Origin of the sequence: Rothia sp. HMSC078H08, assembly GCF_001808955.1 — a bacterium.
Taxonomy (GTDB): Bacteria; Actinomycetota; Actinomycetes; order Actinomycetales; family Micrococcaceae; genus Rothia.
Window position 1 is genome coordinate 51,353 of the sequence record NZ_KV795235.1, and the last position, 24,973, is coordinate 76,325.

A 24,973-nucleotide genomic window follows, 5' to 3' on the forward strand; every position below is an offset into this window, starting at 1 on the left:
TAGCCCAGTAGCTACTGTGGCAGACCAATAACTGAATATTCTCTTGCGGGATTGCGGGAGGCGGGTGTAGATATGCGCTCGCCTCCCGTATCTGTTGATGCCGCCAAGAATCGTCGAGAGGGTTCTTGTCGGTCTTCTGCTTTAAGTTTTTAAATTGCGTCAAAGAGGCAAAAGAAACAGAGGTGGTGGAGGAGGCCGCGGGGGAGCGGTAAATCCCAAAGATGTAATTAAGTGAGGTAAATCATCAGTTTTTACCCTTAGATGGGGGCTTAAAAGCAAAGAATCCCTGCTCTGGCGCTAGATTAAGCGGGATTTAACCTGTATAGTCTTATCCGAAGTACTTGAGCTCGGTGCACAAGGATCCACCCCCGGTGGGTTTACGCGGGATATTTCCCGAGGGCACGGGCATGATGAATCAATGGCAGTATGGATACCGTCCTTTGGCGTTGCTTTTTGCTGACGCCTAAATGCCATTTTTAAGCGTGCCCAAAAACTTTTTCACCTCTGATGGTGGGGAATTTTAGCCTTGAGAACTCGCCGAGATGTCGAGGAACCTATAGAAACCAACCGGATATGCATCCGAGCGTTTCTGATAACCGAGAGCACCCATCCAACGTGATGGGGGCCAGTAAGTTTATACGGGATTTTCTAACGAAGAACCCGATCAAGCAACGGAGAAAACGTGCCTACTATTCAGCAGCTGGTCCGTAAGGGCCGGACTCCCAAGGTCGTTAAGACCAAGGCGCCCGCACTGAAGGGCAACCCCATGAAGCGTGGCGTGTGCACCCGTGTGTACACCACCACCCCGAAGAAGCCGAACTCGGCACTGCGTAAGGTCGCTCGTGTCAAGCTCAACGGCGGCGTCGAGGTTACCGCATACATCCCCGGTGAGGGTCACAACCTGCAGGAGCACTCGATCGTGCTCGTTCGCGGTGGTCGTGTGAAGGACCTCCCCGGTGTTCGCTACAAGATCGTTCGTGGCGCTCTGGATACCCAGGGTGTTAAGGGTCGCGGCCAGGCTCGCTCCCGCTACGGCGCTAAGAAGGAGAAGAAGTAATGCCTCGTAAGGGTCCCGCTCCCAAGCGTCCCCTCGTAAACGATCCTGTTTACGGTTCTGCTCTGGTCACTCAGCTGATCAACAAGGTTCTGCTGGATGGCAAGAAGTCCGTCGCAGAGCGCATCGTCTACGGTGCCCTCGAGGGCGTCGAGAAGAAGACCGGTTCTGACCCGGTCGCAACCCTGAAGAAGGCAATGGACAACATCAAGCCTTCTCTCGAGGTTCGCTCCCGCCGCGTTGGCGGTGCAACCTACCAGGTTCCGGTTGAGGTTCGCCCCGGCCGTTCCACCGCTCTGGCTCTCCGCTGGCTCGTTGGCTTCTCCAAGCAGCGCCGCGAGAAGACCATGACTGAGCGTCTGATGAACGAGATCCTGGATGCATCCAATGGTCTCGGTGCCGCTGTGAAGCGTCGCGAGGACACTCACAAGATGGCCGAGTCCAACAAGGCCTTCGCACACTACCGCTGGTAATTCTCCGTTTAGAGCCTGCCGAGTCGATTCGAGTCGGCAGGCTTTCGGAGTATCTCATTTAGGGAGAATAACGTGGCACTTGACGTGTTCACCGACCTTAACAAGGTCCGCAACATCGGTATTATGGCGCACATCGACGCCGGTAAGACCACCACCACTGAGCGCATTCTGTTCTACACCGGTATTAACCACAAGATCGGTGAGACCCACGACGGCGCTTCCACCATGGACTGGATGGCTCAGGAGCAGGAGCGAGGTATTACCATTACCTCCGCAGCAACCACCTGCTTCTGGAAGGACAACCAGATCAACATCATCGACACCCCCGGTCACGTTGACTTCACCGTTGAGGTTGAGCGCTCCCTGCGCGTCCTCGATGGCGCAGTTGCTGTGTTCGACGGCAAGGAAGGTGTTGAGCCCCAGTCTGAGACCGTTTGGCGTCAGGCTGACAAGTACGACGTCCCCCGTATCTGCTTCGTCAACAAGATGGACAAGATGGGTGCGGACTTCTACTTCACCGTTCAGACCATCATCGACCGCCTGGGCGCTCGCCCGCTGGTTGTTCAGCTCCCCATCGGTGCTGAGAGCGACTTCCTCGGTGTTGTTGACCTGCTCGAAATGAAGGCATACGTCTGGCCCGGCGACGCCAAGGGTGACGTGAGCATGGGTGCTTCTTACGAGGTTCAGGACATTCCTGCTGACCTGGTTGAGAAGGCTGAGCAGTACCGCGCTGAGCTGGTTGAGGCTGTTGCTGAGTCCAGCGAAGAGCTCATGGAGAAGTACCTCGAAGAGGGCGAACTGACTATCCCCGAGATTAAGTCGGGTATCCGTCAGCTTGTTATCTCCGGCGAGGCATTCCCCGTTCTCTGCGGTTCTGCATTCAAGAACCGCGGTGTTCAGCCCATGCTGGACGCTGTGATTGAGTACCTGCCCTCCCCGCTGGACGTTCCGGACGTTGTCGGCTCCAACCCCTCCAACGAGGAAGAGAAGCTGACCCGTAAGGCATCCGCAGACGAGCCCTTCGCAGCACTGGCGTTCAAGGTTGCAGCTCACCCGTTCTACGGTCAGCTGACCTACACCCGTGTTTACTCCGGTGTTGCAGCTCAGGGCCAGCAGGTTCTGAACTCCACCAAGGGTAAGAAGGAGCGCATCGGTAAGCTCTTCCAGATGCACTCCAACAAGGAGAACCCTGTTGAGGAGATTACCGCAGGTCACATTTACGCTGCGATCGGTCTGAAGGACACCACCACCGGTGACACCCTGTGCGACCCCGCACACCCGATCGTTCTCGAGTCGATGACCTTCCCCGACCCTGTGATCTTCGTGGCTATCGAGCCCAAGACCAAGGGTGACCAGGAGAAGATGTCCACCGCTATCCAGAAGCTTTCCGCTGAGGACCCCACCTTCACCGTTTCGCTGAACGAAGAAACCGGTCAGACCGAAATCGGTGGTATGGGCGAGCTGCACCTGGACATCATCGTTGACCGTATGAAGCGTGAGTTCAAGGTTGAGGCTAACGTTGGTAAGCCTCAGGTTGCTTACCGCGAGACCATCAAGAAGGCAGTCGAGAAGGTCGACTACACCCACAAGAAGCAGACCGGTGGTTCCGGTCAGTTCGCAAAGGTGCAGGTCTCCTTCGAGCCCCTGCCCCTGGATGGCGAAGAGCTGTACCTGTTCGAGGACAAGGTCACCGGTGGCCGCGTTCCTCGCGAGTACATCCCCTCGGTCGACGCTGGTATCCAGGACGCTATGAAGTTCGGTGTCCTCGCTGGCTACCCGATGGTGGGCGTGAAGGCAACCCTGATCGACGGTGCTTACCACGACGTCGACTCCTCCGAAATGGCGTTCAAGATCGCTGGTTCTATGGTCTTCAAGGAAGGCGCTAAGCGCGCTAACCCGGTCCTGCTCGAGCCGCTGATGGACGTTGAGGTTCGTACCCCCGAGGAGTACATGGGCGACGTTATCGGCGACCTGAACTCCCGCCGTGGCCAGGTTCGTTCCATGGAGGACGCATCCGGCGTTAAGATCATCAAGGCTATCGTGCCCCTGACCGAAATGTTCGGTTACATTGGCGACCTGCGTGGTAAGACCCAGGGTCGTGCAGTGTTCTCGATGGCATTCGACAGCTACGGCGAGGTTCCCAAGAACGTCGCTGACGAGATCATCCAGAAGAGCCGCGGCGAGTAATTTCCGCGTCTCACCCGTGGGCCACGGGCCAAAAACCTGTGGCCCACGCCAAAATTTTCAATTAAATCCATTATTGAGAGCATGAACAGTTTCATCTCTGCGGCGTAATCCGCTATTGTAGACGCTAGACCGTTTTATAACGGGATGCGCCGGAGCGAAGATCCGCGTGCATGTTTTCAATCGTTCTAGGAGGAACACTCTTGGCTAAGGCTAAGTTCGAGCGCTCCAAGCCTCACGTTAACGTCGGTACCATTGGTCACGTTGACCACGGTAAGACCACCCTGACCGCAGCAATCTCCAAGGTTCTGGCTGACAAGTACCCGGACCTGAACGAGAAGCGCGACTTCGGTATGATCGACTCCGCTCCCGAGGAGCGCCAGCGCGGTATTACCATTAACATTGCTCACATCGAGTACCAGACCGAGAAGCGCCACTACGCACACGTTGACGCTCCCGGCCACGCTGACTACGTCAAGAACATGATTACCGGTGCGGCTCAGATGGACGGCGCAATCCTCGTGGTTGCAGCTACCGACGGCCCCATGGCACAGACCCGCGAGCACGTTCTGCTCGCTCGCCAGGTTGGCGTCCCCACCCTGCTGGTTGCACTGAACAAGGCAGACATGGTTGACGACGAAGAGCTCCTCGACCTCGTCGAGATGGAGGTCCGTGACCTCCTCTCCTCGCAGGAGTTCGACGGCGACAACGCTCCCGTTGTTCGCGTTTCCGCACTGAAGGCTCTCGAAGGCGACCCCGAGTGGGTTGCTAAGGTCGAGGAGCTCATGGACGCAGTCGACACCTACATTCCGGACCCCGTGCGTGAGAAGGACAAGCCCTTCCTCATGCCCATCGAGGACGTCTTCACCATCACCGGTCGTGGCACCGTTGTTACCGGTCGTGCAGAGCGCGGTACCCTGAAGATCAACTCCGAGGTCGAGATCGTCGGTATCCGCCCGATTCAGAAGACCACCGTTACCGGTATCGAGATGTTCCACAAGCAGCTCGACGAAGCATGGGCAGGCGAGAACTGTGGTCTGCTGCTGCGTGGTCTGAAGCGTGACGATGTTGAGCGTGGTCAGGTTGTCGTGGAGCCGGGCTCCATCACCCCCCACACCGAGTTCGAGGCAAACGTCTACATCCTCTCCAAGGATGAGGGTGGCCGTCACAACCCCTTCTACTCCAACTACCGTCCTCAGTTCTACTTCCGTACCACTGACGTGACCGGCGTTATCACCCTCCCCGAGGGCACCGAGATGGTTATGCCCGGTGACAACACCGAGATGACCGTTACCCTGATCCAGCCCATCGCAATGGAAGAGGGCCTCGGCTTCGCTATCCGTGAGGGTGGCCGCACCGTTGGTTCGGGTCGTGTTACCAAGATCATCAAGTAATTGCCGTAAATTTACGACAATTCGCTAAAGATCTGCCGGAGGGGAAACCCTCCACCAGGTAGCGATACTCAAGGACCCCCGCATCTGCGGGGGTCCTTTTGTTATGCCCTTTTGTGGGTTGCTGAAGGCTGCAAAGAGGCAGGTATATCCCTCTCTGCTGGGAGAACTTCGTAACCACGTCCTGGGCGCTATAGACGCCCTTCTTACAGGCTCTCAGCGCTATTGTGCGGCAGAAACCCACGCTAAAAGATAGGGGAGAAGATCGGATCCTCAGCGGTGAGGAGCCAATGGTGAGGAATCCTCAGAGCGGTAGCAGTATCGCACACCCGTGCCTCAGACCTGTAGCAGGGCATAGGGGAACAGATGTGCTGTCATTGGCTTACCGTTCTTGAACGCCCACACACTTTCAAGGAGCTGGCAAAAGGACGCGAGATAGACGTTGCAGATGCGAATAGGGGGTGCAGGCAAAGAAAAACGGTTCCCAGCCCGAAGGCTGGGAACCGCAATTCGAATGACTGCCCCTCGGAAGGGACATAGGTAATCCTACTACAGAATGCCGTAGGAATAGAAGCTATACGTGCTGATAGCTAGATGTTTTCCTCGTGGCGAGGCTCGTAGCCTTGCTGAGGAGCCGGGGGCTGTTGCATCTGGACATTGCTCTGAGGGTACATACCCGGCTGATTCTGAGGCTGCGGGAAGTCCTCAAGCTGCTCAGAACCCTGGTGCGGAGCTGCTGCATCCTGCTTGTTCTGTCGAACCAACAGACGCCAGATAACGCCGGCAATGAGCAGAATAGAGATGATGAACAGGGTGAGCGGGTTCAGACCGTTGAGCAAAATTGCCAGGTCGAGGGTGACTAGCGCAGTTGCGATATAGGTCCAGACTCGGTCGAGCAGCAGAGCGCTCAGGAGAGTCAGGGCAATGCCGAGTACCAGCACCACGATATCCGGACCGTCAGCGGGAACTGCCCACGTTACCAGGGTGAGGAATACCTGCAGGCCCAAAGCCCAGTACAGAGGAGAATCCGATACCTGCGTATCTACAGGCCTCTTTGCGATGAAGTTCTTGAGGACCTTGGCGGCCACAACAGCCAGCATAATCAGGAGAGCAACCTCAAGAATGACGCTCAGAGGATTGGACTTCGAGTAATCAATGACCAGACGGGCAATGAAGAGGCTGAACGCCGTGGTGCAGACGATCGGCAGGTTCTTCGCCTTGGTGACAGACACGAAGGACAGAGCGCCTAGACCCCAGAGAAGTGCGTTGAGCTCCACCTGCCTGGGCTCAAAAACCAGCCCAACGAAAGTGTAGAATCCCAGCGTCGCCAGAGCGGGAATCATCAGCAGCGTATTGACCGGTGCATAGATACCCTGGCTCAGGGGACGACGAGACAGGAAACGCGCGTAAGGGGCACCCAACGGGCCGTGCATCGGCAAATCAACCATCGTATTACCAACCGGGACAGCGATGCGCGGACGAACATTAGCGTTCACACCGAAGACCTCAATCGGGAGCGTGACCTTCAGAACGAACAGGATGATGACGGCAATCAGAGCGTAGTAGCCCAGAAGAGTCATCTCCATTGTGCTTTCCCTCGTGTTGAAGAGATTCCACAGAGCACCGATGCAGAAAGTCGTGATGCTGATGGAGGCACCAATCTGCATGCGGGAGACCCTGAAGATAAGGGCAAGCACCCATACAGCGATGAAGATAGCAGGAGTTGCTACCGCGAACAGAAGATTATCAAAATCGCCAATGAAACGGCCTGCGCTCAGGACAGAACCAAGGGTGAAGAAAATCGCCGCCGCGTATGCTTCGTAGTTTCGCTTGGAGTACGCATAGAGTAGCACGCTGCACAGCGCCTGAACCGCCAGCAGTGCAAGTACGAGGAAGTCTACGAGCGATTCCTTCATATTGCCGGTAATCGCGAGCAGAATGACCGACCAGCAGATGGGGAATCGCGCAACGGTGAGTAGCTCCGAACGAATCGAAGAGCCAACCGGCATAAAGAAACCAAGCGCACCATAAACGACGGTTAGGAGCGCCGGCAGTGCTACAGCAATGTACTCCTTCTGCAAGTCGTACAGCAGGTAGTGTCGCGAGCCAATCGTCGCGATAAGCAGAGTCGCGTAGAACGCGATACGGACAAACATGACAAGCGTGGAGCGGAAGGAACCAACATCCGAAAGTCGTAGCGCGCGGGCCAGAATAAGAGCGCTCAGGACGCTCAAGAAGAGGACGGCACCCGAGAAGAGCGGGAAACCAACCCAGAATCGGCCATGTGCTCCGCCATCAGCATGGTTAGCTACGTACCCAACGAAGAGAGCAAAAACGCCCAAGAAGAGGTAGACCGACATCTCTACAAGACGGTAGCTTGCGTTCTGTACTGCAACGCCCTGAGAGAGGACAAAAGTCAGCAGCGCAATAGCGGCGCAGACCAACGCAAACATCAAAAGCGACTCAGAAGTCTGCATCTCAGGAATGAGAGCGAGGAAGAGCTGAATCATACCAATGGCATAACCGATGTTGCTCAGTACCGCTCCAGCGGTACGTGCCTCGGGAGCCTTAGCACTGACCAGATAGATGACTACAGCCGCGGCAAAGAAGAGGTAGAACGTTCCCTGGTTGCCAGGGGAGGCGTACATGCCAATAACAGGAATGAGCGCTACAAAACTCATGAGCACCAGAGGCTGAATTGCCTTGCGGTACAGCAAGAAGCTCACGATGCAGAGGACACCGATAACCCAGGGGGCGGGGAAGATACCTTGATTGCCTTCTGCGTAGGGAAGGAAGGCGCTCCAGCGCGTTGCGTAGGTAACGCTATCAGCGACGTGAGCAGTGTAGAAGGCATCAAGGAGAGCAAAGAAGGAGAAGAATACGCCGACGCATGCGTCAATTGCCGGCAACCACTCTATCTTGCGAGCGGGTTGGTGAAGAGCTTCCTTCGCCCAGGGGATAGCCGGGGTGCTTTGCACCTGCTCGGGCTGTTCATCAGTAGCAGGAGCGGAACCAGCAATAGTCTTCTGCAGACGAGGAATAAACACGTAGGCAGAAATCAGGTTAACAACCAGAACAGAGACGAAGAAGATACTGGGGAACCACGGGCCGTGATCCGAGTCCATGATGAAGGAGAGAATGGACGCAATCGGGTAGATGCGTGCCTGGGCGTAGTAATCCGCCGTGCCGTTCAGCCAGGTGAACAGAATGGCGTGCACAGACATAACCGCAAAAGCAATACCCGCATCCGTGTAGCTCAGATCGTTGGTAAAGAAGAAAATGGCGACGGCAGTAGCCGGGACGAAAATACGGGAAGAATCAACAAGACCTTCGCGGATACCCTTCGGGGCAGCATTCGGGGCAAAGTGCAAGATCAAACCCAGAACAGTGGCAACGGCAGTCAGAGAAACGAAATACCAAACGAAAGGCAGAGCCGCCACCTTCGTAGCTGCCAACGAGTCCGAAACGATGAACGAAATCAGCAGGTACGCCATCACACGGTTACGCATGAGGGCGCAGGCTCCAATAATGGCTGCAGTGCCAACCAGAGACGTGAGGAGCCAAATGTAGCGTCCTTCAGTCCAAATCTTGAGGACATAGATAGCAACGCCGGTCAGAGGAATAAACGCAAGACCCGTTGCTGCAAAAGAGTAGGAGGCAATACGCAGGCGCTCTACGAAACGGTAGGTGAGCAGACCGGCTCCGTAGAAGACAATTGCTCCAAGCGCCATTGCGAGTACACGGAAGATAGCCGTTTCATCCTGAGAAGAAGTCACCGAGGTGACAAAAAGGCCCGCAGCACCAATGAGCAGGAGCGAACCAATGTACAGAACAATATTGAGGAAGATATCCTCATTGACTCGGCGTCGCTGCGCAGGAGGCTGAGGATACGGACCCGACAGGGATGGGGGAACGTACAAGCCGAGACCTTGCGGCTGAACATGCTGAGGGCTCTGAGACGAAGAGTGAGAGCTAGAGGATGCCTGATGAGGTTGTGTCGGCTGAGACATGGTTTCTCCTTAGGCTGTAGTGATACTTCTACGATACGAGAGTCTTTAGATCTAAAAGCTTTATTAAGAGCAATAAAGCGCATGGAACTTACTGAAAGTAGATTGAAAGCTCCCTGAGAGTTACATCGCGGGAGTATCCTCAGGTTGACAGAGATAGTTAAGTGTTCTTAAGCACTTAACTCGTGTTTGTATTGCGCAAGCGCTCTATCTCTGAGAGAATTGACGACGTTGTCAAAGCGTCTACCTGCACTAAAGGTAGGCCCACGTATGACCCGGTCCGAAGGATGACGGGATGAGTCTGTCTAGAAAATAGGCGACACGCCCGAGTTCGGGGGTCGGTACTCAGGCGGGGTGAGGAACCCGGCAAAGCCGGATTCAGTTCGTTCTGAGTGGCGCACGTGATGAATATATCGCGTTCCTTAAGCGCTATAACAAAGGGGCAAAAGCTCCGATACAGGGAATACATCAAGAAAGAGAGTCCGACAGATGGCGGGACAGAAAATCCGCATCCGTCTGAAGTCCTATGACCACGAGGTCATCGATTCTTCGGCACGGAAAATCGTCGAAACGGTAAAGGGCGCAGGCGCAACTGTAGTTGGCCCCGTGCCGCTGCCGACCGAGAAGAACGTTTACTGTGTTATCCGTTCTCCCCACAAGTACAAGGACAGCCGCGAGCACTTCGAGATGCGTACGCACAAGCGTCTGATCGACGTTGTTGATCCGACCCCCAAGGCTGTTGATGCCCTCATGCGTCTCGACCTGCCGGCAGACGTAAACATCGAGATCAAGCTGTAGAGGATCGCATCTAATGACTAACAAATTCGAGCGCCAGGTGAAGGGCCTGCTGGGCACCAAGCTCGGCATGACCCAGGTCTGGGACGAGGACGGCAAGTTTGTGCCCGTCACCGTCGTCAAGGCTGATTCTAACGTTGTTACCCAGATCCGTAACCAGGAAACTGACGGCTACGAAGCTGTTCAGATTGGTTTCGGTGCAATCGACTCTCGCAAGGTTACCAAGCCCCTGGCTGGTCACTTCGAGAAGGCCGGTGTTACCCCCCGTCGCCACATCGTCGAGCTGCGTACCGCAGATGCTTCTGAGTATTCCCTCGGTCAGGAACTGACCGTTGAGCTCTTCGAAGCAGGCCAGAAGGTCGACGTCGTTGGTAAGACCAAGGGTAAGGGCTTCGCAGGTGTTATGAAGCGTCACGGCTTCAAGGGTGTTGGCGCGTCTCACGGTCAGCACAAGAACCACCGTAAGCCCGGTTCCATCGGTGGCGCATCCTACCCCGCACGCGTGTTCAAGGGTATGCGCATGGCTGGCCGTATGGGCGCAGCACGTCACACTACCTTGAACCTGACTATCCAGGGTGTGGACGCAGAGAACAATGTCCTGCTGATCAAGGGTGCAATCCCCGGTCCCAAGGGCGGCGTTGTTCTGGTTCGTACCGCTGTGAAGGGAGCCTAATACATCATGGCTGTTAAGACCCTTAAGGTAGACCTGCCCGCAGAGATTTTCGACGCGCAGGCATCCGTGCCCCTGCTGCACCAGGTTGTCGTTGCACAGCTCGCTGCTGCACGCCAGGGCACCCACAAGACCAAGAACCGCGGCGAGGTTTCCGGCGCAGGCCGTAAGCCCTTCAAGCAGAAGGGCACCGGTAACGCACGTCAGGGCTCCATCCGCGCACCGCACATGACCGGCGGTGGCGTTGTTCACGGTCCGACCCCGCGTAACTACGCACAGCGCACCCCCAAGAAGATGATTGCCGCTGCACTGCGCGGTGCTCTCTCCGATCGCGCTCGTCACGACCGCGTCCACGTTGTCGAGAACTTCATCTCCGGTGAAACCCCCTCGACCAAGGCTGCAAAGGCTGCATTCGCAGCTATCACCGAGCGCAAGAACATCCTTCTTGTGATTGCTCGTGCAGAGGACGTTGTGGCTCTGTCCGCACGTAACCTGGAGAACGTCCACGTTCTGTACGCAGACCAGCTCAACACCTACGATGTGCTGGTTTCGGACGACGTGGTCTTCACCAAGGCAGCATTCGACGCATTCGTTGCTGCAGCTCAGAAGAAGGAGGGCGCTAAGTAATGAGCGTTTCCACCAAGTCTGTATACGACGTGATCATTGCTCCCGTCGTTTCCGAGAAGAGCTACGGTCAGCTCGACGAAGGTAAGTACACCTTCGAGGTCGCAACCGATTCCAACAAGCTGGAAATCAAGCAGGCCATCGAGAAGATCTTTGACGTCAAGGTTGCTTCCGTCAACACCATCAACCGTCAGGGCAAGCGCAAGCGCACCCGTTTCGGTTGGGGCGCTCGCAAGAACACCAAGCGTGCGATTGTGACCCTCAAGGAAGGCACCATCGACATCTTCGGCGGTCCGCAGGCATAAGCCCCGCGGAGACCACTTTAACGAAGGAAGAAATATCTAAATGGGTATTCGTAAGTACAAGCCGACGACCCCGGGTCGCCGCGGTTCGAGCGTTGCTGATTTCTCCGAGATCACCCGCTCCACCCCGGAAAAGTCCCTGCTTCGTCCGCTTCACAAGACCGGCGGCCGTAACAACACCGGCCGCATCACCACCCGTCACAAGGGTGGCGGCCACAAGCGCCAGTACCGTCTGATCGACTTCCGTCGTCACGACAAGGACGGCGTTAACGCACGCGTTGCGCACATCGAGTACGATCCCAACCGTACCGCTCGCATCGCGCTGCTGCACTACTTCGATGGTTCCAAGCGCTACATCATCGCTCCGAACAAGCTCGCTCAGGGCGACATCGTCGAGTCCGGCCCCGCAGCTGACATCAAGCCCGGTAACAACCTGCCCCTGCGCAACATCCCCGTTGGTACCGTGATTCACTGTGTCGAGCTCCGCCCCGGTGGCGGCGCAAAGCTGGCTCGTTCCGCAGGTGCTTCTGTACAGCTGGTTGCTAAGGAAGGCAAGTACGGTCAGCTCCGTCTGCCCTCCGGCGAAATCCGCAACGTGGATGTTCGCTGCCGCGCAACCGTTGGTGAAGTTGGCAACGCTGAGCAGTCCAACATCAACTGGGGTAAGGCAGGCCGTAACCGCTGGAAGGGCATCCGCCCGACCGTCCGTGGTGTGGTCATGAACCCGGTTGACCACCCGCACGGTGGTGGTGAAGGTAAGACCTCCGGTGGTCGTCACCCGGTTAACCCCAACGGTAAGCCCGAGGGTCGTACCCGCCGTCCCAACAAGGAAAGCGACAAGCTCATCGTTCGTCGCCGTCGTACTGGCAAGAAGCGCTAAGGAGCCTGAAACATGCCTCGTAGTTTGAAGAAGGGCCCTTTCGTTGATCAGCACCTCTACCTGAAGGTTGCAGCTCAGAACGAGAAGGGCACCAAGAACGTAATCAAGACTTGGTCGCGTCGCTCGATGATTATCCCCGACATGCTCGGTCACACCATCGCAGTGTACGACGGTCGCAAGCACGTGCCGGTGTTCATCACCGAGTCGATGGTTGGTCACAAGCTCGGTGAGTTTGCTCCGACCCGCACTTTCCGCAGCCACGTGAAGGACGACCGTAAGGGTAAGCGTCGCTAATCGGTTCATACCGATAAGCTAACGTTTCCCTTTCGGCAATAGACGAAAGAGAGATAGGCAATGGAAGCCAAGGCATCAGCGCGTTTCGTTCGCGTTACGCCTATGAAGGCCCGCCGTGTCGTCAACCTGATCCGTGGTAAGCAGGCGGAAGAGGCTCTGGCGATTCTGAAGTTCGCACCCCAGGCAGCTTCGGAACCGGTATACAAGATCGTTGCTTCGGCAGTAGCTAACGCTCGTCAGAAGGCAACCCAGCAGGGTCTGCCCTTCCGCGAGGAAGAGCTGTTCATCAGCGAAGCATTCGTGAACGAGGGCCCGACCATGAAGCGCATTCAGCCCCGCGCTCAGGGTCGCGCATACCGAATCAACAAGCGCACCAGCCACATCACCGTGGTAGTTGCTACCCCGGAGAAGGAGGAGGACCGCTAAATGGGTCAGAAAATTCACCCGAACGGTTTCCGACTGGGCATCACCACTGACCACGTCTCCAAGTGGTTCGCTGATTCCAACAAGCCCGGCGAGCGTTACGCTGACTTCGTCCGCGAGGACGTAAAGATCCGCGAGCTGCTGGCAAAGAACCTGGATCGCGCAGGCGTTGCAAAGGTCGAGATTGAGCGTACCCGTGACCGCGTGCGTGTGGACATCCACACCGCTCGTCCCGGTATCGTGATTGGCCGCCGTGGCGCAGAAGCAGACCGCATCCGCGGCGAGCTCGAGAAGCTCACCAACAAGCAGATTCAGCTGAACATCCTCGAGGTTGCTAACCCCGACCTCTCCGCTCAGCTGGTTGCACAGAGCATCGCAGAGCAGCTCGCATCGCGTGTTGCATTCCGACGTGCAATGAAGAAGGCAATCCAGTCCGCACAGCGTGCAGGCGCAAAGGGTATCCGTATCCAGTGCTCCGGCCGTCTGGGTGGCGCTGAAATGTCCCGTTCCGAGTTCTACCGCGAAGGCCGTGTGCCCCTGCACACCCTGCGTGCGAACATCGACTACGGCTTCTTCGAGGCTAAGACCACCTTCGGTCGCATCGGCGTGAAGGTCTGGATCTACAAGGGCGACCTGACCGACAAGGAGCTGGCAGCTCAGCAGGCAGCAAACAACCGCCGTGGCAACCGCCGCGATGGTGACCGCCGCCGCCAGGGCAACCGTGGTCCTCGTCGCGAGCGCCGCAACGAGAACGCTTCGGCAAAGGTCGAGGCCAAGACTGCAGAGAACGGTGAGGCATAAATGCTTATTCCCCGTCGAGTAAAGTACCGCAAGCAGCACCACCCCAAGCGTAGTGGTCTCGCAAAGGGCGGCACCGAGGTTAGCTTCGGTGAGTGGGGCATTCAGGCCCTGTCGCCCGCATACGTGACCAACCGCCAGATTGAGGCTGCACGTATCGCAATGACCCGTCACATCAAGCGTGGCGGTAAGGTCTGGATCAACATTTATCCCGACCGTCCGCTGACCAAGAAGCCTGCTGAAACCCGTATGGGTTCCGGTAAGGGTTCGCCCGAGTGGTGGGTCGCAAATGTCAAGCCGGGTCGAGTCATGTTTGAACTCTCCGGTGTGTCCGAAGAAGTGGCTCGCGAGGCAATGCGCCTGGCAATCCACAAGCTCCCGATGAAGGCACGTGTTGTGCGTCGCCGCGAAGGTGGTGAATAAGCGAGATGGCAGTAGGATCCAAGGACCTGAGCATCGATAAGCTCGCAGAGCTCTCCAACGAAGAGCTGGCTGCAAAGCTGAGCGAAGCGAAGAAGGAACTCTTCAACATCCGCTTCCAGGAAGTCACCGGTCAGGCTAACGCAGGTCGTCGCCGCACTATCAAGCGCGACATCGCACGTATCTACACCGTGCTGCGTGAGCGCGAGCTCGGTATTCGTCCCGCAACTGAAGGTGAGTCCAAGTGAGTGAAGTAAAGAACGAAGAGCGCGGCTACCGCAAGACCCGCCGCGGCTACGTTGTCTCCGACAAGATGGACAAGACCGTTGTCGTCGAGGTCGAGGACCACGTGAAGCACGCACTGTACGGCAAGGTCGTTCGCCGTAGCTCCAAGATCAAGGCACACGACGAGCAGAACACTGCTGGTATCGGTGACCTCGTTCTGATTGCAGAGACCCGTCCGCTGTCCGCTTCCAAGCGCTGGCGTATCGTGGAGATCATCGAGAAGGCTAAGTAAGCCCTCTAATGACTCTCTGCTAGAGCAATAAAAGGAGCCCTCTCCTACTTAGGTAGGAGAGGGCTCCTTTGCGTTTAACCTTTATTCGGGAGAACTCAGCGGGAAGTTCTGTGAGCTACAGAATCAACGATAGAAGTCATGAAATGCCGAATAAATATTTGTCATAAAACTTTTGAAGATGTCATACAGAAAAGTGGTTACTTTTACCGGACAACGCTATCAAAGAGCCACGTAGCTTGAGCTGGAGGAAGAAATCCCCTTGTGGAGCGTGTATGCGGGGCTTTAGGGAGGATAGCGACGGTGGCTAAAAGAGTCGTGAGAAGCGTGGGCGCTGATAATAGCTGCTTGAAAATAACCTAACGAGGCACTTATTATCAACTTTATAGTTGCTTAGTCTAGCCTTGCTTCATCCATAGGGGCTTAGCTACGCATCTTCCGGAGGTTGCACGACCTTTGGAGAAGTACCACTACACATCATCGAGGATCAGCATGACTTCTTCACCCAAGCCCTCACGTAAGCTGCTCGCCATTGCTGGCGCACTTTCCGTTGTCGCAGGTTCTTTCGCTGCGGTTCCCGCTACCTTTGCGGCAAACGTCTCCGCTTCCGTCCCCGGAGGAAACTCCCAGACCTCTGCTGAGGAATGCCGCCACATTGCAGTGAGCGCTACCCAGTACCAGGGCCTGCCCGGCCAGTACCAGCTGGCATACTCGGCAGCAACCTCCTCCCTCTACACCTCCTTCTCCTCCGGCCGCCCGCCGGTACTGACCGGTGGTGTCGGCACCTGGAACGTTGGATCCACCCCGAGCCTCTCCACTGTCTACCAGTTCCCGACCACCGACTTCACCGCACGTGGCGCTACCGCACCGACCGGTAAGCAGATTGAATCTCCCTACGGTATTGCCTACGACGAAGCAACCGGATACGTATGGGTGACCCAGACCCGCGTCAACAAGGTATCTGTCTTCGATCCCGCGACCAACAAGATTATCTGGAGCAGCGCAGAAGGCGAGGTCAACCACCCGCGCGAGGTACGCATCGATCCCTCCAGCGGCAAGGTCTTTGTATCTGGCTCCGGCGGCATTAGCGTCTTCGACACCACCCAGCACGCCCTGGTCAAGAAGATTGAATTCACCGACGCCAAGGGCGAATCTGACATCGCAATGAACATGCACGTGGACTCCGCTGATGGCAAGCTCTACGTACCCTCCTTGAGTGCCGGCACCGTGAAGGTAATCGACACCAAGAGCTACGAGGTTGAGAAGACTATTCAGCTGCACAAGGACAATGCTGAAGCCGACCTGAACGCCTCTGACGTCACCATCGACAAGTCTCTGAAGGAAATCTACGTCAGCTCCCAGGGTGACCGTAAGGGCACTAACTCTGGTATCACCGTCTACGACCTGGAAACCGGCGCCTACAAGAAGACCATTCCTTTCGGCTCTCAGGCTCTCGCCCTTGCCTCCGACGAAGCCCGTGACCTGCTGTACGTGACCGATTACGGTACCGGCAACGTCGGCGTTGTTGACGCACGCACCGGCACCGTTGTGTCTCAGGTGTCCACCGGCGCAACTAGCGGTGCGAATGATGTTCTGGTCACTGCAGACGGTAGCGTATACGCTGTAGCACGTAGCGTCGAAGGCGCTTCCGCTATCGAAACCGACTACACCATCGATAAGACCACCGGTGAATACCGCACCTCTAGCACCGAGCCTAAGGGCAAGGACAACGCAGATTCCCCGATTACCCCCGGCGTCATGGTGAAGATCAACACCACCGTTGAAACTGCCGCGAAGCCGGCAGTGCAGACTGCTTCTGAAGAGCTGGTGAAGACCTATGCCGACGGCGCTAAGCTCTACGCAGTGAAGGACTGGACCACCGGTGAAACCCTGAAGCTGCGTGGTGAAGGTTTCAAGACTCAGGACGGTTCGAAGGGCTCCGTGCTCGCCGTTAAGCTGAACAAGGGTCGTATCTCCGCGAAGGAAGAGCCGAAGTTCAACGGCGTTGAGGGCAACAGCGCAGGTGTTTGGGCGTACATCCAGGCAGATGAAAACGGTAACTTCACCGCTGAACTGCCGTACCCGACCACCGAGAACTCCAACCTGACGGAAAATCTGAAGAGCGGCGATAAGGTATCGGTCTTCCTGCTCTCCGGCTCCATTGTTGAAGGTGACACTCCTCGCGGTGGTGAAGCGCTCTCCGCAACTGTTGCAGAGAAGAAGGCAGACACCGCTGAGACCTGCGCACCGGCAGAAACCACCCAGGTCGCTGCTACTCCTTCTGGCGTGACTACCACTTACCCTGCCGGCACTAAGCTGAGCCTGCCGGATAGCGAACAGCCCACTCCGGCTCCGAGCGAGTCTGCTAAGCCTGAGCCGACCACTCCGGCTCCGAGTGAGTCTGCTAAGCCTGAGCCGACTACTCCGGCTCCGAGCGAGTCTGCTAAGCCCGAGCCGAGCACCCCGGCACCCTCCGAAAGCGCAAATTCCAATGAGGTTGTGCACGAGTACAAGGACGGCGCTAAGGTCTACTTCCCCAAGACTTGGGACGGCCAGAAGCTGACCTTCCGCGGTGAAGGCTTCAAGACTCTGGACGGTAAGGGCTCCGTTATCGCCGTCAAGCTGAACAAGGGCGCTATTTCTGCGAAGGTAGAGCCTAAGCTCGCAGGCGTTGAAGGCAATAGCGCAGGCATCTGGGCATACATCAAGGCGGACGAAAACGGTAACTTCACCGCAACCATCGACCGCCCCACCGTGGCAAACTCTAACCTGACTGAAGAACTGAAGACCGGCGATAGCGTTGCTATCTACCTGCTCTCCGGTTCCCTGACCGAGAACGATAACGTGCGCGGTGGTGTGGCTGCAGAATACACCTTCAGCGTTGACAACCAGGCACCTGCACCGAAGGCATCCGAATCGGCTAATGCACCTGTAACTAACCCCTCTGAGGCGCCTTCCGCACCGGCAGACTCCAAGGAACAGGTAAAGGAAAACGCTAAGGATCAGTCCAAGGCTCCCGCGGATTCTTTGAAGTCTGATGCTCAGAAGAAGGACAGCACTGCACCGAAGACCTCCGGCTCTTCGTCGCAGAACGTCACCTCTTCCAACAACGGCTCCACCGCTTCGAGCTCCTCGAAGTCTTCGCTGGCTAACACCGGTGCTTCGGGCGTCGTCGTTGCTGCAGGAATCGGCGTTCTTGCCCTGGTCGTTGGCGCAACCGTGCTGGTAGCACGTCGCCGCAAGGCATAGCCCGTACCCCACGGCAGCCCACGATACTACCGCTTGGCGGTAGCGAAAGAGGTAGAGCGGGATCTGCTAGATATTCAAGAACCCGCTTGACTCTCTGAAACTGCCGATAGGCGCTGAAAGGGGCGGTACCCATCGAACCGATGGGTACCGCCCCTATCATTTTGCCTATACGTCTGTATTCGAGCGGAAGGCCTAGACCAGGATCAGAAGTAGTAGCGGGGGAGAGCGGAAGAGAAGCGGAGGAAGGGTGAAGCGCACCCTCTGCGCTCGCCCGCCCTTATTTGACGAGTTAACAGCCTGAAGAATGAAGTGCGGGATTCTAACGCCTCAAATACGAAGAAAACCCGCACCGAAGTGCGGGTTTAGTGTCAAAGCGAGGTTCGGTCCCTAGACAAACGGATTAGCGAGGAAAAAGGGACCCAAGAAATCTGTCCGATAAGGACCGAACCTCTTGTTTGACGCATGCGTCTCTTCTATTATGGTACATCTCGCTGATTTTCGCACCTTGAATCGCGATTTTTGCTAAAAAACTTGATTTTTGAAAAAACAACCCTTAATTTCTAAATTTTTAAGCAGATTTTTTCAGAACGCTGTTTTGAGGGGGTCAGAGGTGAAGAAATATTACAAAATCTATGGCTCTGGTCGACTCGATATAAGTCTTTTAGTTCTAGAAGATGCCGATAGTTCTAGATATATGTCTTTTATGCTAATTATGTTTATATTGTAAAGCTTTCATGGGGTAAATTTGCCCCGCTCAGAGCCGGAGGGGAGAACAGCTCCGGATGCCAATATAGGACCTCTTGAGGATGAATTTCGTAGTGCATGGACTGCACTAGAAAAGCCTCAAAATGGTGGGCAAAGCGTAAGATATACAGCAGAAAGCTCCGGATGCTAAGCCCGCAAAATATAAGGTGAGCTAGCCTCCAAACTACACAACTCTGGAGATACTTATGGTTCCCCCTGTCGCAGGAGAAGAGCAGAAGAACGTGCCGGATGCTAAGCGTTTTTCCGTGGATCGTTCCGCGGGACTTGCTGGCCAGTATCAAGTGGCATACAACCCTGAAGAGAACGTTCTTTTTGTAAGTGGAAGCTATAACCACACAAAGACCCACGGCACTCTCTGCGCCACAATTGCTCGCATAAACGCGGATACCCTGCAGATTGAGCAGACGGCTACTCTGCCCGTTATCCCGGAAAATAACCCCGAACTAGCAAACCTCTTCCAGGTTCAAGCTGCCTATGGGTTAGCCGCAGACAATGAACGGGGGCTTCTCTGGACCGGAGGAACCCGCACAAACTCGGTTACCGCATACTCCCAAAAGGACCTATCGCGCGTATGGGATTCTCTCGTTCTAGAAGTAGAGATGCTGACTCCGCGTGAGCTATACGTCGCACCCAACGGTGCCGTACTCGTTACCGGAATGGGCGGCTACCAGGTGATTTCTGCACCCACCGCAGAGGGGGAACGTAGGGTTAGCCCCCTTCAAGGGGAAGGCCCTGCCATGCTACTAGGACCCGTAGCGGACGAAAGCCGTAGCCTCCTGTACATCCCGAATATTATGCGAGATGAAATCTGGGTTGTGGATATGAATACCTGGGAGCTTGCACGCAAGCTACCCGTAATTGGCGGGGAAGACGCCAATACTCCAGTCGGTGTTCACGGTGTGGAGATTGATTCGACGCGCGGTGAACTATATGTCTCTGCGCAAGGGCGCGAGGGTAAGAATGGCGGTCTGTATGTTCTGAGCTTTGAGGGTGAGCACCTCGCTTATCTTCCGTTCGGAAAGATGCCCACCGATATCTTGCTCGATGCAGAACGTCACCTGCTCTATGTTGCTGATTTCGGTGGCAAGGGGGAGGCGGCAGTTGCTGGTGGCGGAACTGTTACCGTCATTAATACGCTCAATCGAGCCATTATTGACACCGTGCAGGTGGCTCCCACCCGCATTAACCACCAGGTCCTGTTGAAGGACGGGAGTGTTATTGCTGTCGATAAAGCAGGAGACTACCCCGCAGCTGAGGTTCCCTACGTGCTGGATGCAAACTCTGGCGAATACTACGAGGCTGCAGAAGAGACTCGACCGGGAGAACCTCCTCGCCCTATCGTTCGTGACGGTATCGCGAAAGTATATATGCCCTAGCTGATGAGTGAAGAGCGACTGAGAGCAGCTGATATATCAACGTAGTGCGTGCCGCGCTCTAGCCGCGCTCTAGCACTGTGCGTATGTCTGAGAGGTGGGGAGTAGGACCGGGGTGGTCTCTTGCCAGTACTGCGGCAAGTCTGTCGTGGAGGGACATTAAAGCGTAGTAAAATATTAATATCTATCTTCTTTGTTTGACACATTGTTTGATAGATTTCTCGAGGCCCCTTCAGTTTCTTATGCGTCAGGAACTACACGAAGGGGCCTCCTGCTTTAAGTGTCAAATAAGGGGCCTTCTCAATCGATGGTGATGTGGGGTATGGGGTTTTTGCTCTCTAAGCCCGGCTATCCCCAGAGATAGGGTGGAGGAGACTGAAATCATAGTCGGCAAACTCTTGCGCTACATACCTGCTTCCTGTACAGTGTTAAGACTGTGTGGCTGTATCCAAATAGCCGCACAACCACGGGCTTCTCGTGCCAGTGCATAATGCCGCTATTTACGGGTGGGATACGCCCGCTTCACGCGGGTCCAAATGCTTCTGGCATGGGTTTGCCCCAGGCGTTTCCGCTAACCCCTTCCATAGAGTTGGGGCCCGGGGCGTCAACCAATCCCGTAAAAATGTTCCGCAAGGCTGGCTCGCGCCTAAAGCGAGTCGGAACCGGCGAGACGACAGGAGAAATATGATTCAGCAGGAGTCGCGACTGAAGGTCGCCGACAACACTGGTGCGAAGGAAATCCTGACCATCCGTGTTCTCGGTGGTTCCTCGCGTCGCTACGCAGGCATTGGCGACATCATTGTCGCAACCGTCAAGGATGCAATCCCCGGCGGTACCGTAAAGAAGGGTGACGTTGTCAAGGCAGTCGTCGTCCGCACCAAGAAGGAAACCCGTCGTCCCGACGGCTCCTACATCAAGTTCGACGAGAACTCCGCAGTGATCCTGAAGAACACTGATGGTGATCCCCGTGGTACCCGTATCTTCGGCCCCGTGGGTCGTGAGCTTCGCGACAAGAAGTTCATGAAGATCGTTTCGCTGGCTCCGGAGGTGCTCTAATTCATGGCTAAGATCAAGTCCGGCGACCTGGTTCAGGTTATTTCCGGTGCAGATAAGGGCAAGCAGGGCAAGGTTCTGAAGGTTCTCCCCAAGGAAAACCGCGTGATTGTTGAGGGCGTCAAGGTCGTCACCAAGCACACCAAGGCTAACCCCCTGACCGGCGCAGCAGGCGGCATTCAGAAGGTTGAGGCACCGATCCACGTTTCTAACGTTGCGATTGTTGACCCCGAGACCAAGAAGCCGACCCGTGTTGGTTTCCGCCTCGAGACTGTAGAGCGTGACGGCAAGGAGCGCACCGTTCGCGTGCGCGTTGCTAAGCGTTCGGGTAAGGACATCTAATGACCGAAACCAAGATCACCCCCCGCTTCAAGACCAAGTACGCTGAGGTCGTCGTTCCCGCTCTGCAGGAAGAGTTCAAGTACGAGAACGTCATGCAGACCCCGAAGATCGTTAAGGTCGTCGTAAACATGGGTGTTGGCGAGGCAGCTCGCGACGCAAAGCTCATGGACGGCGCAATCCGCGATCTCACCGCAATCACCGGTCAGAAGCCGATTGTTACCCGCGCTAAGAAGTCCATCGCACAGTTCAAGCTGCGCGAAGGTATGCCCATCGGCGCACACGTCACCCTGCGTGGCGACCGCATGTGGGAATTCCTGGACCGCCTCGTCACCCTGGCACTGCCCCGAATCCGCGACTTCCGCGGCCTCTCGGACCGCCAGTTCGACGGTAATGGTAACTACACCTTCGGTCTGACCGAGCAGTCCATGTTCCACGAAATCGATCAGGACTCGATCGACCGCGTGCGTGGTATGGACATCACCGTGGTGACCTCCGCGAAGACCGACGAAGAAGGCCGTGCAATCCTGAAGGCACTGGGCTTCCCGTTCAAGACCAACTAACGACTACGTTGTAGGTCCAGACCCCGTTACCGCGGGGTAGGGAAACCACAACGAGGAAGGGCTAAAGCCCACAATGACTATGACTGATCCGGTCGCAGATATGCTGACCCGTTTGCGTAACGCAAACTCCGCATACCACGACACCGTATCCATGCCCTACTCCAAGCTGAAGGCTCGCATTGCTGAGATCCTGAAGGCTGAGGGCTACATCGCCGACGTGAAGGTTGAGGATGCAAAGGTCGGCAAGACCCTGACCCTCGTCCTCAAGTACGGTCCGTCCCGCGAGCGTTCCATCGCTGGCGTGCGTCGTATTTCCAAGCCGGGCCTGCGTACCTACGCAAAGTCCACCAACCTGCCCCAGGTTCTGGGTGGCCTCGGCATCGCAATCCTGTCCACCTCTTCGGGTCTGCTCACTGACAAGCAGGCTGCGAAGAAGGGCGTGGGCGGCGAAGTCATCGCTTACATCTGGTAGTCGGTTAGAAGAGAAAGGAAGAGAATAATGTCACGTATTGGACGTCTCCCCATCTCGGTTCCCGCCGGCGTTGAGGTTAAGGTCGATGGCAACCTGGTTACCGTTAAGGGCCCGAAGGGCGAGCTCTCCCACAAGGTAGCTTCCCCCATCACCGTGGCTCTGAACGAAAACGAGATCGTTGTATCTCGTCCGAACGACGAGCGCCTGTCTCGCTCGCTGCACGGTCTGACTCGTACCCTGATTCAGAACCTGATTATCGGCGTTACCTCCGGCTACGAAAAGAAGCTGGAAATCGTTGGTACCGGTTACCGTGTGACCCCGAAGGGTAACGACCTGGAGTTCGCTCTGGGCTACTCCCACCCGATCAACATCACCGCTCCCGAGGGTATTACCTTCGCAGTGGAGGGTGCTAACAAGCTGACCGTGTCGGGTATCGACAAGCAGCTCGTTGGTCAGGTTGCAGCAAACATTCGTGGTCTGCGTAAGCCCGATCCCTACAAGGGTAAGGGTGTTCGCTACGCAGGTGAGCACATCCGCCGCAAGGTCGGAAAGGCTGGTAAGTAAACATGGCTATCAAGTCGAAGGCAGCGCAGCGTGCACGTCGTCACGCTCGCATCCGCAAGTACGTTTCGGGTACCGCTGCGCGTCCGCGCCTGTGCGTCACCCGTTCGACCCGTCACATGTTCGTTCAGGTTATCGACGATGTCAAGGGCGTAACCCTGGCATCCGCTTCCACCATGGAAGCAGAGCTGCGTGCAGCTGACCTGGACAAGACCGCTAAGGCAAAGCGCGTTGGTGAGCTCGTAGCAGAGCGCGCCAAGGCAGCTGGTGTTGAGGCAGTCGTGTTCGACCGCGGTGGTAACAAGTACCACGGCCGTGTTGCAGCCGTTGCTGACGGTGCACGCGAGGGAGGTCTTGCACTCTAATGAGCGAGCAGAACGTAAAGGAAACTCAGGTGAGCGAAGCAGTAGTAGCTGAAACCGCTGAGACCTCCAACCAGCGCGAGGAGCGCCGCAACAACCGCGGCGAGCGTCGTGGCCGTGGTGAGCGCCGTAACAACCGCGCTCGCGAGGAGGAGAAGGACAAGTACATCGAGCGCGTTGTGACCATCAACCGCGTTTCCAAGGTCGTCAAGGGTGGTCGTCGCTTCAGCTTCACCGCACTGGTCGTCGTTGGTGACGGTAACGGCCTGGTCGGCGTTGGCTACGGTAAGGCTAAGGAAGTTCCCGCAGCAATCTCCAAGGGTGTCGAGGAAGCAAAGAAGAACTTCTTCCGCGTTCCCCGCATCGAAGGCCGCACCATCCCGCACCGTGTGCAGGGTGAGGCAGCTGCAGGCGTTGTGATGCTCCGCCCGGCAACCGCTGGTACCGGTGTTATCGCAGGTGGCCCCGTGCGTGCAGTACTCGAGTGCGCAGGCATTCACGACGTGCTGTCCAAGTCGCTCGGTTCCTCCAACCAGATCAACATCGTTCACGCAACTGTTGCAGCACTCAAGGAGCTCGAGGAGCCCCTGGCAGTGGCAGCCCGCCGTGGCCTGCCCACCGATGAGGTTATCCCCAGCTACCTGCGCAACACCAAGTCTGAAAAGGCAGGTGCGTAGTAATGGCCAAGCGTATTCAGCCCAGCGACGCAAAGCTGGAAATCACCCAGGTCAAGTCCTATGTTGGTCAGAAGCAGAACATGCGCGACACCCTGCGTTCCCTGGGCCTCAAGCGCCCCGGCAACAAGGTAGTCCGCACTGCTGACCCCGTCACCGTTGGCATGGTTAACACCGTTGCTCACCTGGTGAAGGTTGAGGAGGTCAAGTAAAGATGGCAGAAGCTATCAAGATTCACGATCTGCGCCCGGCACCGGGTGCCCACAAGGCAAAGACCCGCGTTGGCCGCGGTGAAGGCTCCAAGGGTAAGACCGCAGGTCGCGGTACCAAGGGTACCAAGGCACGTTACCAGGTTCGTGCAGGCTTCGAAGGCGGCCAGCTGCCGCTGCACATGCGCCTGCCGAAGCTGCGCGGCTTCAAGAACCCCTTCCGCACCGAGTACCAGGTTGTTAACCTGGACCGCATCCAGGAACTGTTCCCCAACGGTGGCGACGTCACCGTCGAGGCACTGGTTGCTAAGGGTGCCGTTCGCAAGAACGAGCTCGTGAAGGTTCTGGGCAACGGCGAAATCTCCGTCAAGGTGAACGTTGTTGTTGACAAGGCATCGGCTTCCGCTATTGAGAAGATCGAGGCCGCTGGCGGTTCTGTAACCGTTAAGTAGTCTTCAAGACGAGAAAGCCCCCGTCCGTACACTGTACGGCGGGGGCTTTTTGCTGCTCGGAAAGACTCACAA

27 protein-coding genes are annotated in these 24,973 nt (G+C 56.5%); 26 read left to right on the plus strand and 1 reads right to left on the minus strand.

Translation table 11 applies throughout. From position 1 onward, the window contains the following. Positions 1 to 682 precede the first annotated feature (682 nt). From rpsL to tuf, 4 genes are all read left to right on the plus strand, one after another. Positions 683 to 1,057 carry a 30S ribosomal protein S12 gene (gene rpsL / locus HMPREF2528_RS00190; RefSeq protein WP_005504939.1) on the plus strand — a complete coding sequence of 125 codons (375 nt, stop codon included), beginning with the start codon at positions 683 to 685 and terminating at the stop codon, positions 1,055 to 1,057. Next, positions 1,057 to 1,527, plus strand: a complete 471-nt coding sequence (rpsG, locus tag HMPREF2528_RS00195; protein ID WP_005504941.1) for a 30S ribosomal protein S7 — start codon at positions 1,057 to 1,059, stop codon at positions 1,525 to 1,527. The genes rpsL and rpsG overlap by 1 nt, the downstream gene beginning before the upstream one ends. Positions 1,528 to 1,599: 72 nt before the next feature. Beyond that, positions 1,600 to 3,714 carry an elongation factor G gene (gene fusA, locus HMPREF2528_RS00200; RefSeq protein ID WP_005508395.1) on the plus strand — a complete coding sequence of 705 codons (2,115 nt, stop codon included), beginning with the start codon at positions 1,600 to 1,602 and terminating at the stop codon, positions 3,712 to 3,714. A 200-nt stretch (positions 3,715 to 3,914) separates the two neighbouring features. After that, positions 3,915 to 5,105 (plus strand): elongation factor Tu, encoded by a 1,191-nt coding sequence (gene tuf, locus HMPREF2528_RS00205; protein WP_005508397.1) that lies wholly within the window; start codon positions 3,915 to 3,917, stop codon positions 5,103 to 5,105. Between the two features lie 587 nt (positions 5,106 to 5,692). On the opposite strand, the gene HMPREF2528_RS00210 is transcribed toward tuf, so the two are convergent. Then, a complete protein-coding gene (locus HMPREF2528_RS00210; protein WP_070541446.1) occupies positions 5,693 to 9,112 on the minus strand; it encodes a Fe2+/Zn2+ uptake regulation protein in 3,420 nt (1,139 codons plus the stop codon). Between the two features lie 486 nt (positions 9,113 to 9,598). Here HMPREF2528_RS00210 and rpsJ point away from each other — a divergent pair, with 486 nt between their 5' ends. The 22 genes from rpsJ to rplO all read left to right on the plus strand — a co-directional run bounded on the left by rpsJ (position 9,599) and on the right by rplO (position 24,901). Further along, positions 9,599 to 9,907 carry a 30S ribosomal protein S10 gene (gene rpsJ, locus HMPREF2528_RS00215; protein WP_004005287.1) on the plus strand — a complete coding sequence of 103 codons (309 nt, stop codon included), beginning with the start codon at positions 9,599 to 9,601 and terminating at the stop codon, positions 9,905 to 9,907. 13 nt (positions 9,908 to 9,920) lie between these two features. Beyond that, the gene (gene rplC / locus HMPREF2528_RS00220) at positions 9,921 to 10,577 is read left to right on the plus strand and encodes a 50S ribosomal protein L3 (RefSeq protein WP_005504955.1); all 657 of its coding nucleotides are present in this window, start codon (positions 9,921 to 9,923) and stop codon (positions 10,575 to 10,577) included. Between the two features lie 6 nt (positions 10,578 to 10,583). Further along, positions 10,584 to 11,201 (plus strand): 50S ribosomal protein L4, encoded by a 618-nt coding sequence (gene rplD, locus HMPREF2528_RS00225; RefSeq protein WP_005504957.1) that lies wholly within the window; start codon positions 10,584 to 10,586, stop codon positions 11,199 to 11,201. Further along, positions 11,201 to 11,503, plus strand: coding sequence for a 50S ribosomal protein L23 (rplW, locus tag HMPREF2528_RS00230; protein WP_005504959.1), 303 nt, complete (start codon positions 11,201 to 11,203; stop codon positions 11,501 to 11,503). Before rplD ends, rplW begins: the two co-directional genes overlap by 1 nt. Positions 11,504 to 11,543: 40 nt before the next feature. Then, entirely contained in the window at positions 11,544 to 12,380 is an 837-nt protein-coding gene (gene rplB / locus HMPREF2528_RS00235; protein WP_005504961.1) for a 50S ribosomal protein L2, read from the plus strand. Positions 12,381 to 12,392: 12 nt separating this feature from the next. Continuing rightward, complete coding sequence (gene rpsS, locus HMPREF2528_RS00240; RefSeq protein WP_004005282.1) at positions 12,393 to 12,674, plus strand: 30S ribosomal protein S19; 282 nt, start codon at positions 12,393 to 12,395, stop codon at positions 12,672 to 12,674. A gap of 60 nt (positions 12,675 to 12,734) precedes the next feature. Continuing rightward, positions 12,735 to 13,100, plus strand: coding sequence for a 50S ribosomal protein L22 (rplV, locus tag HMPREF2528_RS00245; protein WP_005504964.1), 366 nt, complete (start codon positions 12,735 to 12,737; stop codon positions 13,098 to 13,100). Then, positions 13,101 to 13,898: a 30S ribosomal protein S3 gene (gene rpsC / locus HMPREF2528_RS00250; protein ID WP_005504966.1), complete on the plus strand. Its 798-nt coding sequence runs from the start codon at positions 13,101 to 13,103 to the stop codon at positions 13,896 to 13,898. Continuing rightward, positions 13,899 to 14,318, plus strand: a complete 420-nt coding sequence (gene rplP / locus HMPREF2528_RS00255; RefSeq protein ID WP_005504968.1) for a 50S ribosomal protein L16 — start codon at positions 13,899 to 13,901, stop codon at positions 14,316 to 14,318. It begins immediately after the preceding gene. A 5-nt stretch (positions 14,319 to 14,323) separates the two neighbouring features. Then, positions 14,324 to 14,563 carry a 50S ribosomal protein L29 gene (gene rpmC, locus HMPREF2528_RS00260; RefSeq protein ID WP_005504969.1) on the plus strand — a complete coding sequence of 80 codons (240 nt, stop codon included), beginning with the start codon at positions 14,324 to 14,326 and terminating at the stop codon, positions 14,561 to 14,563. Next, on the plus strand, positions 14,560 to 14,832 hold the full coding sequence (gene rpsQ, locus HMPREF2528_RS00265; RefSeq protein WP_012903053.1) for a 30S ribosomal protein S17: 273 nt from the start codon (positions 14,560 to 14,562) through the stop codon (positions 14,830 to 14,832). Before rpmC ends, rpsQ begins: the two co-directional genes overlap by 4 nt. Before the next feature lie 489 nt (positions 14,833 to 15,321). Further along, positions 15,322 to 18,078, plus strand: a complete 2,757-nt coding sequence (locus HMPREF2528_RS00270; protein WP_070506912.1) for a Vgb family protein — start codon at positions 15,322 to 15,324, stop codon at positions 18,076 to 18,078. Positions 18,079 to 19,442: 1,364 nt separating this feature from the next. Next, positions 19,443 to 20,219 (plus strand): YncE family protein, encoded by a 777-nt coding sequence (locus HMPREF2528_RS00275; protein ID WP_239669209.1) that lies wholly within the window; start codon positions 19,443 to 19,445, stop codon positions 20,217 to 20,219. Between the two features lie 681 nt (positions 20,220 to 20,900). Next, on the plus strand, positions 20,901 to 21,272 hold the full coding sequence (gene rplN, locus HMPREF2528_RS00280) for a 50S ribosomal protein L14 (RefSeq protein ID WP_005504986.1): 372 nt from the start codon (positions 20,901 to 20,903) through the stop codon (positions 21,270 to 21,272). 3 nt (positions 21,273 to 21,275) lie between these two features. Next, the gene (gene rplX / locus HMPREF2528_RS00285; RefSeq protein WP_005504988.1) at positions 21,276 to 21,611 is read left to right on the plus strand and encodes a 50S ribosomal protein L24; all 336 of its coding nucleotides are present in this window, start codon (positions 21,276 to 21,278) and stop codon (positions 21,609 to 21,611) included. Further along, entirely contained in the window at positions 21,611 to 22,171 is a 561-nt protein-coding gene (gene rplE, locus HMPREF2528_RS00290; RefSeq protein WP_005505001.1) for a 50S ribosomal protein L5, read from the plus strand. Before rplX ends, rplE begins: the two co-directional genes overlap by 1 nt. A 73-nt stretch (positions 22,172 to 22,244) precedes the next feature. Then, positions 22,245 to 22,643, plus strand: coding sequence for a 30S ribosomal protein S8 (gene rpsH / locus HMPREF2528_RS00295; protein WP_005505003.1), 399 nt, complete (start codon positions 22,245 to 22,247; stop codon positions 22,641 to 22,643). 27 nt (positions 22,644 to 22,670) lie between these two features. After that, on the plus strand, positions 22,671 to 23,207 hold the full coding sequence (gene rplF, locus HMPREF2528_RS00300) for a 50S ribosomal protein L6 (protein ID WP_005505004.1): 537 nt from the start codon (positions 22,671 to 22,673) through the stop codon (positions 23,205 to 23,207). A 2-nt stretch (positions 23,208 to 23,209) separates the two neighbouring features. Next, positions 23,210 to 23,569 carry a 50S ribosomal protein L18 gene (rplR, locus tag HMPREF2528_RS00305; RefSeq protein WP_005505006.1) on the plus strand — a complete coding sequence of 120 codons (360 nt, stop codon included), beginning with the start codon at positions 23,210 to 23,212 and terminating at the stop codon, positions 23,567 to 23,569. 29 nt (positions 23,570 to 23,598) lie between these two features. Further along, positions 23,599 to 24,243 carry a 30S ribosomal protein S5 gene (gene rpsE, locus HMPREF2528_RS00310; protein ID WP_171840195.1) on the plus strand — a complete coding sequence of 215 codons (645 nt, stop codon included), beginning with the start codon at positions 23,599 to 23,601 and terminating at the stop codon, positions 24,241 to 24,243. A gap of 2 nt (positions 24,244 to 24,245) precedes the next feature. Beyond that, the gene (gene rpmD, locus HMPREF2528_RS00315; RefSeq protein WP_004005265.1) at positions 24,246 to 24,452 is read left to right on the plus strand and encodes a 50S ribosomal protein L30; all 207 of its coding nucleotides are present in this window, start codon (positions 24,246 to 24,248) and stop codon (positions 24,450 to 24,452) included. 2 nt (positions 24,453 to 24,454) lie between these two features. Then, a complete protein-coding gene (gene rplO, locus HMPREF2528_RS00320; protein ID WP_005505008.1) occupies positions 24,455 to 24,901 on the plus strand; it encodes a 50S ribosomal protein L15 in 447 nt (148 codons plus the stop codon). The last annotated feature ends 72 nt before the right edge of the window (positions 24,902 to 24,973 follow it).

Coding starts and splice junctions, on each gene's coding strand:
- rplC (WP_005504955.1), top strand. CDS start 9,921: ATGACTAACAAATTCGAGCGCCAGGTGAAGGGCCTGCTGGGCACCAAG.
- rpsJ (WP_004005287.1), top strand. CDS start 9,599: ATGGCGGGACAGAAAATCCGCATCCGTCTGAAGTCCTATGACCACGAG.
- rplN (WP_005504986.1), top strand. CDS start 20,901: ATGATTCAGCAGGAGTCGCGACTGAAGGTCGCCGACAACACTGGTGCG.
- rplD (WP_005504957.1), top strand. CDS start 10,584: ATGGCTGTTAAGACCCTTAAGGTAGACCTGCCCGCAGAGATTTTCGAC.
- rplB (WP_005504961.1), top strand. CDS start 11,544: ATGGGTATTCGTAAGTACAAGCCGACGACCCCGGGTCGCCGCGGTTCG.
- rpmC (WP_005504969.1), top strand. CDS start 14,324: ATGGCAGTAGGATCCAAGGACCTGAGCATCGATAAGCTCGCAGAGCTC.
- rplF (WP_005505004.1), top strand. CDS start 22,671: ATGTCACGTATTGGACGTCTCCCCATCTCGGTTCCCGCCGGCGTTGAG.
- rpmD (WP_004005265.1), top strand. CDS start 24,246: ATGGCCAAGCGTATTCAGCCCAGCGACGCAAAGCTGGAAATCACCCAG.
- rpsS (WP_004005282.1), top strand. CDS start 12,393: ATGCCTCGTAGTTTGAAGAAGGGCCCTTTCGTTGATCAGCACCTCTAC.
- rplW (WP_005504959.1), top strand. CDS start 11,201: ATGAGCGTTTCCACCAAGTCTGTATACGACGTGATCATTGCTCCCGTC.
- rplX (WP_005504988.1), top strand. CDS start 21,276: ATGGCTAAGATCAAGTCCGGCGACCTGGTTCAGGTTATTTCCGGTGCA.
- rpsG (WP_005504941.1), top strand. CDS start 1,057: ATGCCTCGTAAGGGTCCCGCTCCCAAGCGTCCCCTCGTAAACGATCCT.
- HMPREF2528_RS00270 (WP_070506912.1), top strand. CDS start 15,322: ATGACTTCTTCACCCAAGCCCTCACGTAAGCTGCTCGCCATTGCTGGC.
- rplO (WP_005505008.1), top strand. CDS start 24,455: ATGGCAGAAGCTATCAAGATTCACGATCTGCGCCCGGCACCGGGTGCC.
- rplP (WP_005504968.1), top strand. CDS start 13,899: ATGCTTATTCCCCGTCGAGTAAAGTACCGCAAGCAGCACCACCCCAAG.
- rplR (WP_005505006.1), top strand. CDS start 23,210: ATGGCTATCAAGTCGAAGGCAGCGCAGCGTGCACGTCGTCACGCTCGC.
- rpsC (WP_005504966.1), top strand. CDS start 13,101: ATGGGTCAGAAAATTCACCCGAACGGTTTCCGACTGGGCATCACCACT.
- HMPREF2528_RS00275 (WP_239669209.1), top strand. CDS start 19,443: ATGCTGACTCCGCGTGAGCTATACGTCGCACCCAACGGTGCCGTACTC.
- rpsH (WP_005505003.1), top strand. CDS start 22,245: ATGACTATGACTGATCCGGTCGCAGATATGCTGACCCGTTTGCGTAAC.
- rplE (WP_005505001.1), top strand. CDS start 21,611: ATGACCGAAACCAAGATCACCCCCCGCTTCAAGACCAAGTACGCTGAG.
- HMPREF2528_RS00210 (WP_070541446.1), bottom strand. CDS start 9,112: ATGTCTCAGCCGACACAACCTCATCAGGCATCCTCTAGCTCTCACTCT.
- rplV (WP_005504964.1), top strand. CDS start 12,735: ATGGAAGCCAAGGCATCAGCGCGTTTCGTTCGCGTTACGCCTATGAAG.